Annotated in this window: 7 protein-coding genes; 6 read left to right on the top strand and 1 reads right to left on the bottom strand. The window is 68.1% G+C overall.

The window, feature by feature from the left end; genetic code table 11:
* The first annotated feature begins 130 nt into the window (after nt 1-130).
* The 5 genes from ligA (at nt 131) to gyrA (ending at nt 8,774) form a co-directional block, all read left to right on the top strand.
* The gene (gene ligA, locus ACT53R_RS07210) at nt 131-2,476 is read left to right on the top strand and encodes an NAD-dependent DNA ligase LigA (RefSeq protein WP_476171178.1); all 2,346 of its coding nucleotides are present in this window, start codon (nt 131-133) and stop codon (nt 2,474-2,476) included.
* Nucleotides 2,473-3,453, top strand: coding sequence for an EF-P lysine aminoacylase EpmA (gene epmA / locus ACT53R_RS07215; protein WP_476171179.1), 981 nt, complete (start codon nt 2,473-2,475; stop codon nt 3,451-3,453). The genes ligA and epmA overlap by 4 nt, the downstream gene beginning before the upstream one ends.
* A gap of 124 nt (nt 3,454-3,577) precedes the next feature.
* Nucleotides 3,578-4,732 carry a DUF3011 domain-containing protein gene (locus tag ACT53R_RS07220; RefSeq protein ID WP_476171180.1) on the top strand — a complete coding sequence of 385 codons (1,155 nt, stop codon included), beginning with the start codon at nt 3,578-3,580 and terminating at the stop codon, nt 4,730-4,732.
* An 80-nt stretch (nt 4,733-4,812) separates the two neighbouring features.
* Nucleotides 4,813-5,886 carry an S-methyl-5-thioribose-1-phosphate isomerase gene (mtnA, locus tag ACT53R_RS07225; protein WP_476171181.1) on the top strand — a complete coding sequence of 358 codons (1,074 nt, stop codon included), beginning with the start codon at nt 4,813-4,815 and terminating at the stop codon, nt 5,884-5,886.
* A gap of 230 nt (nt 5,887-6,116) precedes the next feature.
* Nucleotides 6,117-8,774 (top strand): DNA gyrase subunit A, encoded by a 2,658-nt coding sequence (gene gyrA, locus ACT53R_RS07230; RefSeq protein ID WP_476171182.1) that lies wholly within the window; start codon nt 6,117-6,119, stop codon nt 8,772-8,774.
* Nucleotides 8,775-8,852: 78 nt separating this feature from the next.
* On the opposite strand, the gene ACT53R_RS07235 is transcribed toward gyrA, so the two are convergent.
* On the bottom strand, nt 8,853-11,267 hold the full coding sequence (locus ACT53R_RS07235; RefSeq protein ID WP_476171183.1) for a M4 family metallopeptidase: 2,415 nt from the start codon (nt 11,265-11,267) through the stop codon (nt 8,853-8,855).
* A 397-nt stretch (nt 11,268-11,664) separates the two neighbouring features.
* Between ACT53R_RS07235 and ACT53R_RS07240 the strand changes: the two genes are divergently transcribed.
* On the top strand, nt 11,665-16,626 hold the full coding sequence (locus tag ACT53R_RS07240; RefSeq protein WP_476171184.1) for an alpha-2-macroglobulin family protein: 4,962 nt from the start codon (nt 11,665-11,667) through the stop codon (nt 16,624-16,626).
* Nucleotides 16,627-16,632 lie beyond the last annotated feature (6 nt).

A 16,632-nucleotide genomic window follows, 5' to 3' on the forward strand; every position in this document is an offset into this window, starting at 1 on the left:
CAGCGGCCTGAAGGCCGCTCTACCAATCCGCTTCGCCGCACCGTCGCGTCGCCTGCGACGACCGCATGAGACGATCCTCCGGTTCCGCCCGCCGCAGTGGCGGGTGCCGCCCGGACCACGAGAGCGCACGATGACCGACGCCGCCCACCGCATCGCCGACCTCCGCCGCCGCATCGAGGACGCGAACCACCGCTATTACGTGCTCGACGATCCGTCGATCCCGGACAGCGAGTACGACCGGCTGATGCGCGAGCTGCAGGCGCTCGAAGCCGAGCATCCGGAATGTGCCGACGCCACCTCGCCGACGCAGCGCGTCGGCAATGCGCCGTCGTCGGCGTTCGCGGAAGTGCGCCACGAAATCCAGATGCTGTCGCTCGGCAACGCGTTCACGGACGAGGAAGTCGCCGACTTCGTGCGTCGCATCGAGGAGCGCCTCGATCGCACGGATCCCGTGTTCTCGGTCGAGCCCAAACTCGACGGCCTCGCGATCAGCCTGCGCTACGAGCGCGGCGCGTTCGTGCGCGGCGCCACCCGTGGCGACGGCAGCACCGGCGAGGACGTCACCGCCAACCTGCGCACGGTCAAGGCGGTGCCGCTGCATCTGCGCGGCGACGACGCACCCGACGTGCTGGAAGTGCGCGGCGAGGTCTACATGCCGCTGGCCGCGTTCCGTGCCTACAACGAGCGTGCGCTGAAGGACGGCGGCAAGGTACTGGCGAACCCGCGCAACGGTGCCGCCGGTTCGCTGCGCCAGCTCGATCCGCGCATCACCGCGCAGCGGCCGCTCGCGTTCTACGCCTATGCCGTCGGCGTGGTCGAAGGCGTGCAGTTGCCGGCGACGCATTCGGCGACGCTGCAGCGGCTGCGCGAATGGGGCTTCCCGGTCAGCGCCGAAAGCGACGTCGTCACCGGTACCGAAGGTCTGCTCGGCTACTACCGCCGCATGGGCGAGAAGCGCGACCGGCTGCCGTTCGACATCGACGGCGTGGTCTACAAGCTCGACGACTACGCCGGGCAGCGCGAAATGGGCTTCGTCTCGCGCGCGCCGCGCTGGGCGATCGCGCACAAGTTCCCGGCGCAGGAGCAGTCGACCGAACTGGAGGCGATCGAGATCCAGATCGGCCGCACCGGCGCCGCCACGCCGGTCGCGCGGCTGAAGCCGGTGCAGGTCGCCGGCGTCGTCGTGACCAACGCGACGCTGCACAACGCCGACCAGATCGCGCGCCTCGACGTGCGCGTCGGCGACACCGTGATCGTGCGCCGCGCCGGCGACGTCATCCCCGAGATCGTCCGCGTCGTGCCCGAGCATCGCAAGCCCGACGCACAGCCGTGGCAGATGCCCGACGCCTGCCCGGTCTGCGGCTCCGAGATCGTGCGCGAGGAAGGCGAAGCGGTGTGGCGCTGCTCTGGCGAACTCACCTGCGCCGCACAGCGCAAGGAAGCGATCCGCCACTTCGCCTCGCGCCGCGCGATGGACATCGAAGGCCTGGGTGATCGCTACGTCGAGGACCTGTGCGACCTCGGCTTCGTGCAGTCGGTCGCCGACCTGTACCGGTTGACGCTCGACGATCTGCTGCGCATGAAGCGCGAGGCGGACGAACGCGACGGCACCACGCCGGAGACGGTGAAGGCCGGCAAGGTCGCGACCAAGTGGGCCGAAAACCTGATCGAGGCCATCGACCACAGCCGCACGACCACGCTGGAGCGCTTCCTGTTCGCGCTCGGCATCGAGCACGTCGGCGAAAGCACCGCGAAGTCGCTGGCGGCGTGGTTCGGCGATCTCGACTTGATCCGCCATCTGCCGTGGCCGCTGTTCAAGCGCGTGCCCGACATCGGCGGCGAAGTCGCGCGCGCGCTCGGCCATTTCTTCGATCAGCCCGGCAACCAGCAGGTGATCGACGCGCTGCTCGAACGCGGCGTGCGCATCGCCGACACGCATGCGCCGCCGCCGAAACTGCGGCCCGAGCTGACGCCGGCGACGCTGCTGGCCGACCTCGAAATCCCGAAGATCACCCGCATCCGCGCCGAGCAGCTTGCGGCCGCATTCGCGGACGTCGCGGCGGTGCGCGATGCGCCCGAGCATGCCTTCGTGACCGCCGGCCTGCCGGCCGAGACCGCGCAGTCGCTGGTCGCATGGCGCGAGGATCCGGCACATGCGCAGTTGCTCGCGCGTGGATGCGACGCGCTCGCGACGCTGCTCGCACGCGTGCCGGAATCGGACGACGCGCCGGCCGGCCCGCTCGAAGGCAAGACCGTCGTGCTCACCGGCGGCCTGTCCGCGATGTCGCGCGACGAGGCCGGCGCGAAGCTCGAAGCGCTGGGCGCCAAGATCGCCGGCAGCGTCTCGAAGAAGACGCATCTCGTCGTCGCCGGCGAAGCCGCGGGCAGCAAACTCGCCAAGGCGCAGGAACTCGGCATCGAGATCTGGGACGAGGCGAAGTTGCTCGCGTTCCTCGCCGAACACGGCGCGGCATGAGCGACTGGCGGCCGACCGCCGGCCTCGACGCGCTGCGCCTGCGCGCGCGGCTGTACGCGACGATCCGTGCGTTCTTCGCCGAACGCGACGTGCTGGAGGTCGAGACGCCGGTGCTGTCCGCCGCGGGCAACACCGACGTCAACATCGCCTCGTTCTCGCTCGAATTCTCCGGGCGCACCGAAGGCGGGCCGCGCACGCGCTGGCTGCGCACGTCGCCGGAATTCCCGCTCAAGCGATTGCTCGCCGCGGGCATCGGCGATTGCTACGAACTCGGCCGCGTGTTCCGTGACGGCGAGGCCGGTGGGCGCCACAATCCCGAATTCACGATGCTGGAGTGGTATCGCGTCGGCTGGAACCACCTGCGCCTGGTCGATGAGACCGTGGCGCTGGTGCGCGCGGCGCTGGCGCTCGTCGGGCGCGACGCGGGTGTCACGATCACCACGTTCCGCGATCTCTACCGCGACCGGCTAGGGCTCGACCCGTTCCTCGCAACGGAACGCGAATTTCAGGCCGCACTCGGCGACGTGCGCATCGATCCGGAAGGCTTGAACCGCGATGATTGGCTCGATCTGCTGATGACGCATCGGCTGCAGCCGGCCTTCGCCGCCGAGGCGCTGCTGGTCGTGCTCGACTGGCCGGCGTCGCAGTGCGCGCTGGCGAAGCTGCGGGCGGGCGAGGGTGACGATCCGCCGGTCGCCGAGCGCTTCGAGCTCTACCTCGGATCGCTGGAACTTGCAAACGGTTATCACGAACTGACCGATGCCGCCGAGCAGCGGGCGCGCTTCGAACGCGATGAGGCCATTCGTCGCACACGCGGCACGGCATGCCCGCCGCTGGATGATCGCCTCCTCGCGGCGATGGCGGCCGGCCTGCCGGATTGCGCGGGGGTTGCACTGGGCATCGAGCGCCTGCTGATGGCGTTGCTCGGCACGGACCGGATCGCCGACACCGTCGCCTTCGATTTCTTCCGGTCCTGAGCTCGCCTTGCCTGAAACCGTTTACCTGAATATTGCGCGTTCGGCCGGGGAACTTCCCGGAAAAATTGACCGGCCATTCATGCGGCAAAGCTACAGTGGGGCCACTCATCAAGGGGATGACGCCATGCGCAACGCTTTCGTTCTGGTCTCCTCCGTGCTGCTCGCCGGGCTGGGCGCCCTGCCGGCGCAGGCGCAGTGGAGCAACTACGGCTACAACGGCAACGGCTACGGCAACGTGGTGCGCTGCGAATCCCGCGACGGTCGCATGACCCGCTGCGGCACTTCCGGCGGCGATGCGCAGCTCGTGCGCCAGCTCTCCGACAGCGCCTGCATCCGTGGCCGCACCTGGGGCACCGATTACCAGGGGCTGTGGGTGTCCGGCGGTTGCCGCGCCGAGTTCGATGTCTCCGGCTACGGCTATGGCGACGACGATTACGGCAGCGGCTACTACGGCAGCGATTACGGCTACGGCAACACCTACGCCAGTGATGGCCTGTTCCGCTGCGAATCGCGCGACAACCGCACCACGCGCTGCAACAGCTACGGCAACGCGCGGTTCGTTCGCCAGTTGTCGAACACGCCCTGCGTGCGCGGCAGAACCTGGGGCAGCGACTCGCGTGGCGTGTGGGTCAGCGGCGGATGCCGTGCGCTGTTCCAGAGCGGCTACGGCAACGGCGGCTATTACGGAAACGGCGGTTACGGCAACTACGGCGGCAACGATCTGGTCCGCTGCGAGTCGCGCGACAACCACAGCCGCACCTGCAATCTCGCCTCCGGTCGTCGCGGCGACATCCGCCTCCTCCGTCAGCTGTCGGATACACCGTGCATCGAAGGCCGGACCTGGGGCCGCAGCGGCAATGGCGTATGGGTGACCGGTGGTTGCCGCGGCGAATTCGTCGTGGAGCGCAGCGGTCATCGCGGCAATGGCGGCTGGCAGCCGCCGCCGGGTCCGCCGCCGGGCGGCAATGATCGTCCGCCGGGCGTTTTCGTGAACCCCGATCCACAGCCGCCGTCGCGCCCGGGCATGGACGTCGAGCAGCCGCGCCCGGCCGAGCGTCCGGTCGCCGTCGCCGAGCGGCCTGCTCCGCGGCCCCACGCCCGGGCGGCGCAGCCCGCGCAGCCGGTCCGGATCGCCCAGATCGATCCGCCGGGGCGTCCCGCCGTCGAAGCGCCGCGTCCGGCCGAGCCCGCACCGCCGGCCGAAGCGCCGCGCGACCATCCCCGTCTCCGCCAGCGTCAGGAGAACGCCGCCGGCGAACCGGGCCAGATCACGCCTTGAATCCGGAATTCCGTCGCATCCATCCGAAGACCCGGTCCATGACCGGGTCTTCGCGCATCCGGCACCGCTAAAATGGCCCGATGACAAAAGCCATCGACTACGGTCGTTACGACCGCATTCGTCCGATCCGGTGGACGGGCGACGCACTGGAACTGCTCGACCAACGCAAGTTGCCGTTCGCGGTCGAATACGCGACCTGCCGCAACAGCGCAGCGGTCGCCATCGCCATCCATTCGCTGATCGTGCGCGGCGCGCCGGCGATCGGCATCGCCGCGGCCTGGGGCGTGGTGCTGGCGGCGCGTGAACTCGATGCTGCCGGCGGCATCGAGATCTCCGCTGCCGACGCGGCGGCCAAGCTCGAACCGGTGATGCAGCAGCTCAACGCCGCGCGTCCGACCGCGGTGAACCTCGCGTGGGCCTTGCAGCGCATGCGCCGCGCGCTGACGATCGGCGGCGACGATTGGCGTTCGGCGCTGTTCCGCGAGGCGCAGGCCATCGCCAGCGAGGATCTCGCCGCCAACCGCAAGATGGGCGGTCTCGGCGCCCAGCTCATCGCCCGCGGCAGCGGCGTGCTGACCCACTGCAACACCGGTTCGCTGGCGACCGCCGGCTTCGGCACTGCGCTGGGCGTGATCCGCGCGGGTGTCGCCCAGGGTCGGATCGAGCGCGTGTTTGCCGGCGAAACCCGGCCTTGGCTGCAGGGCGCGCGCCTGACGGTATGGGAGCTGCAGCAGGACGGCATCGACGCCACCCTCATCGCCGACGCCGCGGCCTCGCACCTGATGAAGACCGGGCAGGTGCAGTGGGTGATCGTGGGCGCCGATCGCATCTGTGCCAACGGCGACACCGCGAACAAGATCGGCACGTATCAGCTCGCCATCGCCGCTCGCTACCACGGCGTGAAGTTCATGGTCGTCGCGCCGTCGTCGACGGTCGACATGGCGACCGCCAGCGGCAGCAAGATCGAGATCGAGGAGCGGGATCCGGGCGAGCTGTTCGGCGTCGGCGGCGTGCGCACCGTGGCCGACGGCATCAACGCCTGGAACCCGGTGTTCGACGTCACGCCTTCCGAGCTGATCGACGCGATCGTCACCGAGCGCGGCGCGATCGAGCGCCCGAACCGGGTGTCGATGCAGACCTTCTTCGGCCACTGATCGATCGTCTCGCGAGACGTCCTTCAGGCGCGCGCAAGTCCCTGTTCGGGAATGGAAAAGCGCCCTCGCGGGTGTCGCTCCGTGATACAATTCCGCTTTCGCGCGAGACCTCGCGCGCCGTCCGCCGACCACCATGCGCCGCCCACCTCGTCACCGGGGGCGCAAGGGGTCGCGGTCATCCGGCAGCGGCGTCCGCGACGCCTCGCCGCCAACCAGCCGAAGACGTCTGAATGACCGAGCCCGCCAAGGAAATCATCCCCGTCAATCTCGAAGACGAGATGCGCCGCAGCTATCTCGATTACGCCATGAGCGTGATCGTGGGCCGCGCGCTCCCGGACGTGCGCGACGGCCTCAAGCCGGTGCACCGCCGCGTGCTCCACGCGATGAACGAACTCGGCGCGCACAGCAACAAGCCCTACTACAAGTCGGCGCGTATCGTCGGTGACGTGATCGGTAAGTACCACCCGCACGGCGACAGCGCGGTGTACGACACGCTGGTGCGCATGGCGCAGCCGTTCTCGCTGCGTTACATGCTGGTGGACGGGCAGGGCAACTTCGGTTCGATCGACGGCGACAACGCCGCGGCGATGCGCTACACCGAAGCGCGCATGTCGAAGCTCAGCCACGAGCTGATGGCCGACATCGACAAGGACACGGTCGATTTCCAGCCGAACTACGACGAGAAGGAACTGGAGCCGACGGTCCTGCCGACCCGCGTGCCCAACCTGCTCATCAACGGCTCCGCCGGCATCGCGGTCGGCATGGCGACCAACATCCCGCCGCACAACCTTTCGGAAGTGATCAACGCCACCGTCGCGCTGCTGGACGAGCCGGAGATCGACATCGACGGGCTGATGCAGCACATCCCCGGCCCCGATTTCCCGACCGCGGGCATCATCAACGGCGTCGGCGGCATCCATCTGGCGTACCGCACCGGTCGCGGCCGCGTGCGCATGCGCGCCCGTGCCGACGTCGAAGTGGCCGACAACGGTCGCGAGGCGATCGTCGTCACCGAAATCCCGTACATGGTCAACAAGGCGCGGCTGATCGAGAAGATCGCCGAGCTGGTGAAGGAAAAGAAGCTCGAAGGCATCAGCGAGCTGCGCGACGAGTCCGACAAGGACGGCATGCGCATCTACATCGAGGTCAAGCGCGGCGAGTCGGCCGAGGTCGTGCTCAACAACCTCTACGCGCAGACGCCGATGGAGTCGGTGTTCGGCATCAACATGGTGGCGCTGGTCGACGGCCGCCCGCAGCTGCTGAACCTCAAGCAGATCCTCGAAGCCTTCGTGCGCCACCGCCGCGAAGTGGTCACGCGCCGCACGATCTTCGAACTGCGCAAGGCCCGCGCCCGCGCCCACATCCTCGAAGGCCTGACCGTCGCGCTGGCCAACATCGACGAGATGATCGAACTGATCAAGTCGTCGGCGAATCCGAACGAAGCCCGCGAGCGCATGCTCGCGCGCACGTGGGCGCCGGGCCTGGTGGCGAGCCTGCTGTCGGCCGCCGGCAGCGATGCGTCGCGTCCGGACGACTTGCCCGCCGGCGTGGGCCTGGTCGACGGCAGCTATCGCCTGACCGAGATCCAGGCCAAGGAAATCCTCGAGATGCGTCTGCACCGCCTGACCGGGCTGGAGCAGGAGAAGCTGACCGAGGAATACCGCGAACTGCTGGAGGCCATCCGCGGCCTGATCGAGATCCTCGAAAGCCCCGATCGCCTGCGCGAAGTGATCCGTGACGAACTGCTGGAGGTCAAGCGCGACTACGGCGACGACCGCCGCAGCGAGATCCGCGCCAGCGAGGAAGACCTCGACATCCTCGACCTGATCGCGCCGGAAGACGTGGTGGTGACGCTGTCGCACGCCGGCTACGCCAAGCGCCAGCCGGTGACGGCGTACCGCGCACAGAAGCGCGGCGGCAAGGGCCGGAATGCCGCCGCGACGAAGGACGAGGACTTCATCGACCAACTGTGGCTGGTCAACACGCATGACACGCTGCTGACCTTCACCAGCAGCGGCCGCGTGTTCTGGCTGCCGGTGCACCAGTTGCCGGATGCGGGTCCGAACGCGCGCGGCCGGCCGATCGTGAACTGGCTGGCGCTGGAACCGGGCGAGCAGATCCAGGCCGTGGTCCCGGTGCGCGAGTACGACGAGAAGCACTACGTGTTCTTCGCCACCCGCAACGGCACGGTGAAGAAGACGCCGCTGACCGAATTCGCGTTCCGCCTGGCGCGCGGCAAGATCGCGATCAACCTCGACGACGGCGACGCGCTGGTCGGTGCCGCGCTGACCGACGGCGAGCGCGACATCATGCTGTTCGCCTCGAACGGCCGCGTCGCGCGCTTCTCCGAATCGCTGGTGCGTCCGATGGGTCGCACCGCGACCGGCGTGCGCGGCATGCGCCTCGTCGCCCCGGGCGATGCCGAGGCCGACGAGTCCGGCGCGCAGGACGGCGAGGCCGATGCCGCGGACGCGCAGGTCGAGAGTGGTTCGGAAGTGGTGAGCCTGGTCGTGGTCGACGGCGACGGCGACATCCTCACCGCCAGCGAGCGCGGCTACGGAAAGCGCACGTCGGTGGAGGATTTCCCGCGCAAGGGCCGCGGCACCAAGGGCGTGATCGCGATGAAGACCAGCGAGCGCAACGGCCTGCTGGTCGGCGCGATCCAGCTCAGCGACCATCACGAAGTCCTGTTGATTTCCGATGGCGGCACGCTGGTGCGCACGCGCGCGGCCGAGATCTCGCAGGTCGGCCGCAACACGCAGGGCGTCACCCTGATGCGCCTGGCCGAAGGCGAAACGCTGCAGGCGCTTGAGCGTCTGGATGCGTCGCTGGACGAGGACGAAGCGGCGGAGGTTCCGGTCGTGCCATCGCCGGAGGCCGGAGCCTGATCGAGGTTTCCGATCGACACTGCACGACGCAGACACGACAGGCCGCCGCGAGGCGGCCTGTCGCGTTGTGGCACTAGGTCAGGGCTTGATCAGGAAGTCCCAGGCGTAGTCGCTTCCGGTTTGGCTGAGCGCCGTCGCCGTGTGCAGCGAGAAGCTCTGGAACCCGGCAGCGCCGTTCAGCACATGCGCTTCGGTCGTGTTCGAAGCACCGAGCTTGCTGATTGCGAACAGATCGGTCGTACCGTCGCGGTTGTAGTCGCCGAGGGCGAAGCGCCATGCGCCGTTCGTGCCGGTCTGGCCCAGCGCAGTGGCAGTATGCAGCAGGAAATTCTGGTAACCGTTGGCGCCGTTGAGCACATGCACTTCAGTGGTGCCCGATGCGCCAAGACGGAAGATGCCGTAGACATCCGCGTAGCCGTCCTTGTTGTAGTCGCCGACCTTGAAGACCCAATTGCCATCGGTACCGGTTTGTCCAAGTGCGGTCGCATGATGGCCAAGGAACGTCTGGAAATTGCCGACGCCGTTGAGCACGTGCACTTCCGTCTTGCCCGATGCGCCGACGCGGTTGATCGCGTACAGGTCCAGCGTGCCGTCCCGGTTGTAGTCGCCCAGGTCGAACATCCAAGTCGTGTCGGTGCCGGTGACGTGCAGCGCGGTCGTGGTGTTGACCAGGAAGCTCTGGTAGCCGTTGGCGCCGTTGAGCACATGGACCTCGGTGGTGTTGGAACCACCTTGTTTCTTCACGGCATAAAGATCCAGCACGCCGTCCTTGTTGTAGTCGCCCAGTGCGAACGCCCATGCGCCGTCGTTGCCCGTCTGGTGCAGCGCGGTGGCGATGTGGGCGGAGAAGTTCTGGTAGCCCGCTGCACCGTTGAGCGTATGCACTTCGGTCTTGCCGGACGCGCCGATCCTCGCGATGCCGACGATGTCGGGGCCCGGTGCCCCTTGCGGGCAGACTGCGCCGACCGCCGTGAACGCCGCGGTCACGTCCGACACGCTGTATCCGTAGTTGGCGGCCGCGGTCTGCACGCCGCAGACGCCCTGGTTGAAGTCGGTGCTTGCGGTCCAGTACAGATCGTTCGCACGCGCGAAGACCTGGAACGCGGTGCGCGTGTTCCAACCCGGCTTGGTCGCGAGGTTGTAGAACGCCTTGTTGTAGACGCCCGAACTGTAGTGCACGTCGAGACCAGCGGTGTAATTCGCGGTATTGTCGATCGACCGACCGTCGAGCGGCGGGTTGTACATGTAACGCAGCGCGCCGCTGCCCTTGAAGATGTCGTAGCCGACCTTGAAGTCGTTGCTGCCGCGCATGTAGTACTCGGCCGCTTCGCCGGCGATGTCGGAGTACGCCTCGTTGATGCCGCCCGACTGGCCCGAATACGTCAGGTTCGAGTTCTGCGAGGTGTAGCCGTGCGAGACCTCGTGCGACGACACGTCAAGGCTCACCAGCGGATAGAACGTGCCGGCGCCGTCGCCGAAGGTCATCGACGTGCCGTCCCAGAACGCGTTCTCGTAGTTCGAGCTGTAGTGGACCTTCATCACCAGTTGGAAGGTCAGCGGTGCCTTGCCGATGTACGCCTGGTACATGTTGAACACGACGCCGCCGAAGTAATGCGCGTCGTTGAGCGGCGAGTACGCGCCGTTGATCACCTTCACCGTGTTGCGCGGGCAGGTGTACGAGAACGGCGTGGTGCCGGACGTGCCGTGGTTGAGGTTCACGGTCTTCACGTTCGCGTTGTTCATCGTGCAGGTGCTGCCCGACTGCGCGACGTCCATGTAACCGTAGTTCGTGCCGTACTCGTACTGGCCGATCTTGGCGTTGCCGCCGGGGCCGGTGCCGATGAGCGCGGTCTGCAGGTTGTTCCACTGCTTCAGCACGCGGCCGGTCTCGGCATCGACGATCACCGTCGGCCGCATCGGCGAGCCGCCGCGGGCGCTGTCGGCGAAGTAGGTCACGACGTACGCCTTGCGCGCGCGGCCGGCATCGTCGACGTGGATCATCAGCGGCGCGATCTCGTCGCGCGTGCGCATGAAGCCGACGCGGTTGCCGAGGCCGGCGCTCTTGGCGATCGACAGCGCGCGGGTCGCGGCCAGTCGCGGCCTGCCGGCCGGGATCTGCGCGGCAAGGCCGTCGAGTTTCTGCCCGAACAGCGTGCGCACGTGACCAGAGGTGTCTTCGGACACGACGATCTGCTCGCCGAACACGGGAATGCCGCGGAAGGTCTGCTGGTAGCGATGGTTGCGGACGCCGAGCGTCGACTTGCGGTCGAGCAGGACGAGCCGCGAATCGGCGTCGAGGCCGAGCGCGCGCTCGTGGCGGGTGTGCACGGTGTCGGCGGCGGCGGCCTTGGCGAGGGCGGCATTGCGCTGGGCGACACCGCCGGTGTCGGCGGCGTGCAGGTCGGTGCGGGTGGCGGCCATGGCCGCGGGGGCGCAGAGGCTCAGGGCAACCGCCGAAGCGAGCATCGCCCGGCGGCGTGGAAGGATCATCATGATTCAACACTCCATGGTGGCGGGCCCGGTGTCCCGGGCGATGGACGCGCCGTGAGTCCGGCGCGCCTGTTCCTTGTCCATGCGTCCGTCCGCAAGCCGCCGGCCGAAACCGCAGGCGGGAGGCGGAGGCATGGTGCGAGAAGGCCTCGCCCGGCCAGTATCCGCGCGTGTCATGTCTCCGGGCGAGACGGAATCCGGGCCACATGCCCCCTTCCGACAAGCGGTGGAGACGATCACGAAATCAAAGCCTTACGGCGATACCCTGTCGGAGCGGCCACGGTTTGCGCCGACCCGGTTGGCTTCCGTTAAAGTTAAAAAAAAGTCAAAAAAATGTTCAGAAAAAGTGATCCGTTACTCTGAAAGCTCTCTATACTCCGCCCAACATCCAGGAGGCCATATGTGTCGCTCGTCGCGGTTCGGGTTGGTGGGTCGGGTTCGCGGGTTGGTGGGGAAGTGGGCGGCGGGTGCGGGGCTGGCAGTGCTGCTGGTGGCATTGCCGGGGTGCGGCGACAAGGCCAAGGGCCAGCTGCCCGAAGTGAGCGGCGAGGCCATCCAGGCCAAGCATGAAGAGACGAAGACTTTCGCCGTCCTCCGGGCGTACCCGGACCAGGACGGCGACACGCTGTCGGTGGCGCTGGAGTTCTCACGCCCGGTGGTCGGCACCCAGAATTTCGACCAGTTGATCGCGTTCGACCATCCGCCGACCGAGAAGAGCGGCTGGAAGCTCGACGACAGCGGCAAGATCCTGCGTTACCCGTACGTGGCGGTGAACACCGATTACGTGCTGAAGATTTCCGGCAAGCTGGCCGCCGCCGACGGCACCACGCTGGGCCGCGACGCCGAGCTGAAGGTCTACACCGGAGAACTGAAACCCGCGGTCGGCTTCGCCTCGCAGGGCAGCGTGCTGCCGGCGCGCGAGAGCCGCGGCCTGCCGGTGGTGTCGGTGAACGTGCCGGAGGTCGACGTCGAATTCCTCCGCGTCCGCGAGAAGTCGCTGCCGCAGTTCTTCAGCGAATACCAGCGCGGCGGTCGCCGCAGCGGCTGGGAACTGGACAGCGAATACGACGGCAAGACGCCGCTGGAGAAGCTGGCCGAGCCGGTTTACACCAACCGGTTCGTGCTGGGCGGCAAGCGCAACGAGCGCATGGTCACCTACCTGCCGATCCAGGACATCGAGGAACTGCAGGAGCCGGGCCTCTACTTCGCGGTGATGAAGCGCACCGGCCAGTTCGGCGAACAGTACGAAACCACGTTCTTCACCGTCAGCGACATCGGCCTGCACGTCCGCGCCTACAAGGACAAACTGTTCGTGCACACGGCCTCGCTGCAGGACGGCTCGGGCATTTCCGGCGTCGACCTGCAGGTGCTCAACGCCGCGGGCGAGACTTCGCTGAAGGGCCAGACCGACCGCAACGGCAACGTGCTGCTGAACTACAAGCTCGACGCCAGCCAGGTGCTGGTCGCGCGCCGCGGCAAGGACGTGTCGATGCTGCCGTTCAACCAGCCGGCGCTGGACCTGTCCGAATTCGCCGTCAGCGGCCGCGAATCCGCGTGGTTCGACGTGTTCGCGTGGTCGGGCCGCGACCTGTACCGCCCGGGTGAAATCGTCCGCATCTCCGCGCTGCTGCGCGACAACGACGGCAAGCCGGTGCCGATGAAGGGCAACAAGGCGCAGCCGCTGTTCGTGCGCCTGAAGCAGCCCAACGGCAAGCCCTTCGTCGAGAGCCGCATCGAGGCCGGCGCGCAGGGCTACTACCGCTTCGAGAAACTCATCCCGCAGGAAGCCCCGACCGGACGCTGGCAGGTCGAATTCCGCACCGACCCCGCCAGCGCCGAGGCCGTGCAGGGCATGACCCTGCGCATCGAAGAGTTCCTGCCCGAGCGCATGAAGCTCGACCTCGACACCGCGACGGCCACGCTCAAGCCCGGCCAGCCGCTGACGCTGAAAGCGACCGGCGCCTACCTCTATGGCGCGCCGGCCGCCGGCAACCGCTTCACCGCGAAGCTGGCGGTGGCGGTCGAACAGCATCCGATCGAGAACCTGCCCGGCTATTTCTTCGGCGATCCGACGATGAGCCTGCCGAAGGACGCGAAGGACGTCGTCGACACCACGCTGGACGACAAGGGCCAGCTCAGCGAGGACATCGCGCTGCCCGACGAAGCCAAACCGCAGTCGCCGATCGCCGCGATCGTGTCCGGCAGCCTGTTCGAGACCGGCGGCCGCAGCGTCGATCGCTCGCTCAAGCGCGTACTGTGGCCGGCCGATGCCATCGTCGGCGTGCGCCCGCTGTTCGACGACAAGGACGGCGCCGACAGCGACACCGACGCCGGCTTCCAGTTCCTGCGCGTGGGCGCCGACGGCAAGCCGCGCCCGGCGAAGGGCCTGAAGGTGACGCTGGTGCGCGAGCATCGCGACTACCACTGGAACTACGATGACGACGAGGGCTGGGACTTCGACTTCACCTCGCGCTTCGAGAACGTCGAGACCCGCATGATCGACGCCGGCGTGACGCCGGTGCGCCTGGCGTTCCCGGTGGAGTGGGGCGGTTACCGCATCGACGTGCTCGATCCGGTGACCGGCCTGACCACGCGCTATCCGTTCAATGCTGGCTGGAGCTGGGACGACGAGAACCGCGGCCTCGACGCACGCCCCGACAAGGTCAAGGTCGCGCTCGACAAGACCGCGTACCACGCCGGCGACACGCTGAAGGCGACGCTGACGCCGCCGCACGAAGGCAAGGGCCTGCTGATGGTCGAGACCGACCACCTGCTGTACGTGCAGGAGATCGACGTCAAGCGCGGCAGCACGTTCGAGATCCCGGTGACGAAGGACTGGGAACGCCACGACGTCTACGTCACCGCGCTGGTGTTCCGCGGCGGCAGCGCGTCGAACAAGATCACCCCGGCGCGCGCCGTGGGCGTGGCCTTCGTGCCGATGGATCGCAGCGATCGTCGGGTCGAGGTCGGGCTGTCGCTGCCGAAGCAGATGCGCCCCGAGCAGACGCTGACCACTACCGTCGCGGTGCCGAAGCTGGCCGGCCAGGAAGCGTTCGTCACCGTGTCCGCGGTGGACGTGGGCATCCTCAACATCACCCGCTTCCCGGTGCCGGATGCCAACAAGCAGTTCTTCGCGCAGCGTCGCCTGGGCGTGGACGCCTACGACATCTACGGTCGCGTGATCGAAAGCCTCGACGGCGAGATCGGCAAGATCCGCTTCGGCGGCGACATGGCGTTGCAGCCGCTGGCGCAGGCGCGTCGTCCCACCTCGAAGGTGCAGACGGTCGACCTGTTCTCCGGTCCGGTGAAGCTGGACGCCAAGGGCATCGCGCGCATCCCGCTCAAGGTGCCCGACTTCAACGGCACGCTGCGCGTCTCGGCGCTGGCGTACTCCGCCCAGCGCTACGGCAACGCCGACAGCGAGATCATCGTGCAGGCGCCGATCGTCGCCGAAGCGAGCTATCCGCGCGTGCTGGCGCCGGGCGACCGCAGCAACGTCACGCTCGACCTCACCAACTTCACCGGCAAGCCCGGCAGCTTCGCGGTGCAGGTCGACGGCATCGGCCCGCTGACCATCGGTGAAGGCGCGCGCACGGCGAAGCTCGGTGCGGGCGGCAAGACCACGCTGACCTTCCCGCTGTCGGCGGGCGAGGGCTACACCACGGCGAAGATCCGCGTGCGCGTCGACGGCAACGGTTTCAAGGTCGATCGCCGCTTCGACATGCCGGTGCGTCCGGCGTGGCCCAGCGTGCTGCGCGCGCGTTCGGTGACGATGGCCGAAGGCGTGCCGATCGCGATGGGCGCCGACATGGCCGAAGGCCTGATGCCCGGCTCGGTGAATGCGCAGATGACGGTGAGCGCACTGCCGCCGATTCCCTTCGCCAGTGCGCTGCAGGGCGTGCTCGACTACCCGTACGGTTGCGCCGAGCAGACCACGAGCAAGGGTTACGCCGCGCTGGTGATGGACGCCGACACCGCGAAGATGCTCGACGCCAAGGGCCTCGACGCCGCGACCCGCAAGGCGCGGATGGAAGGCGCGTTCGGTCGGCTGGCCGCGATGCAGGTGTCGAACGGTCACTTCTCGATGTGGGGCGACGACAGCTACGTCAATCCGGCGCTGACGCCGTACATCGTCGAGTTCCTGCTGGATGCGCGCGAGGCGGGCTTTGCGGTGCCGGACGCCATGCTGCAGAAGTCGCTGCAGCGCCTGAGCGAGGACCTGCTGGCCGGCGGCAACGAGTTCTATGGCAAGGAGCATCGCGAGCACCTGAAGTTCGCGTACCAGGCGCATGCCGGCTACGTGCTTGCGCGCGTGAACCGGGCGCCGCTCGGCACGCTGCGCGCGCTGTACGACAACGACCGCGGCAAGGCGATGAACGGCCTGTCGCTGGTGCACCTGGGGCTCGCGCTGTCGCTGCAGGGCGACCGTGCGCGCGGTGCGAAGGCGATCAAGGCGGGCTTCGACTTCGACACGGCGAAGAACCGCTACGAGTACCTGGGCGACTACAGCAGCGACATCCGCGACGCCGCGCTGATGATCGCGCTCACCCACGAGCGCGGCATGCCGAATCCGGAGAACGACGCGAAGGTGCTGGACCTCGGCAAGGCGCTCGACGTGCGCCGCGGCTACCACTGGTTCTGGCTGAGCACGCAGGAGCAGGTGGCGCTGGCGCGGGTCGGCCGCGCGCTGCTGGCCGACCAGAAGAAGACCGTGTCGGGCACGTGGAAGCTGGGCGATACCGCCGATGCGGTGGATGCGCGCCGGATGCAGAGCCGTCGCGTCGACTTCACCACGCTCTCGCGCGGCTTCCGCTTCGAGCCCGTGGCCGGCAGCGCGTCGCCGCTGTACGCCAGTCTCGAAGTCGCGGGCGTGCCGCGCACGGCGCCGGCGGAGGACAAGAGCAATATCGGCATCGAGCGCAAGTGGTACACCACCGACGGCAAGCCGTGGAAGCCGGGCCCGATCGCCGAAGGCGAGGCGCTGATCGTCTCGGTCAGCATCACCGCCGACCAAGCCATGCCCGACGCGCTGCTCACCGACCTGCTGCCGGCGGGCCTCGAAATCGAGAACTTCAACCTTGGCGACGAGAAGCAGTGGGCCGACGTGGTGGTCGACGGCATCGAGATCACCGATCGGGGCAGTGCCGCCGAAGTGCAGCACGAGGAGTATCGCGACGACCGCTACGTCGCCGCGGTGAAGCTCGACGCCGGTTCGACCGCGCGCGTGTTCTACCTCGTGCGCGCGGTGACGCCGGGTACCTACACCGTGCCGCCGTCGCTGGTCGAGGACATGTACCGGCCGCAGCTGCGCGGCGTCGGCAAGTCCGTGCCGGCCACGATCACGGTCGTGCAGCCGAAGTGATTGACC

The organism is Lysobacter sp. DMC104 (assembly GCF_056313665.1).

Coding starts and splice junctions, on each gene's coding strand:
- ACT53R_RS07220 (WP_476171180.1), top strand. CDS start 3,578: ATGCGCAACGCTTTCGTTCTGGTCTCCTCCGTGCTGCTCGCCGGGCTG.
- mtnA (WP_476171181.1), top strand. CDS start 4,813: ATGACAAAAGCCATCGACTACGGTCGTTACGACCGCATTCGTCCGATC.
- epmA (WP_476171179.1), top strand. CDS start 2,473: ATGAGCGACTGGCGGCCGACCGCCGGCCTCGACGCGCTGCGCCTGCGC.
- gyrA (WP_476171182.1), top strand. CDS start 6,117: ATGACCGAGCCCGCCAAGGAAATCATCCCCGTCAATCTCGAAGACGAG.
- ACT53R_RS07235 (WP_476171183.1), bottom strand. CDS start 11,267: ATGATGATCCTTCCACGCCGCCGGGCGATGCTCGCTTCGGCGGTTGCC.
- ligA (WP_476171178.1), top strand. CDS start 131: ATGACCGACGCCGCCCACCGCATCGCCGACCTCCGCCGCCGCATCGAG.
- ACT53R_RS07240 (WP_476171184.1), top strand. CDS start 11,665: ATGTGTCGCTCGTCGCGGTTCGGGTTGGTGGGTCGGGTTCGCGGGTTG.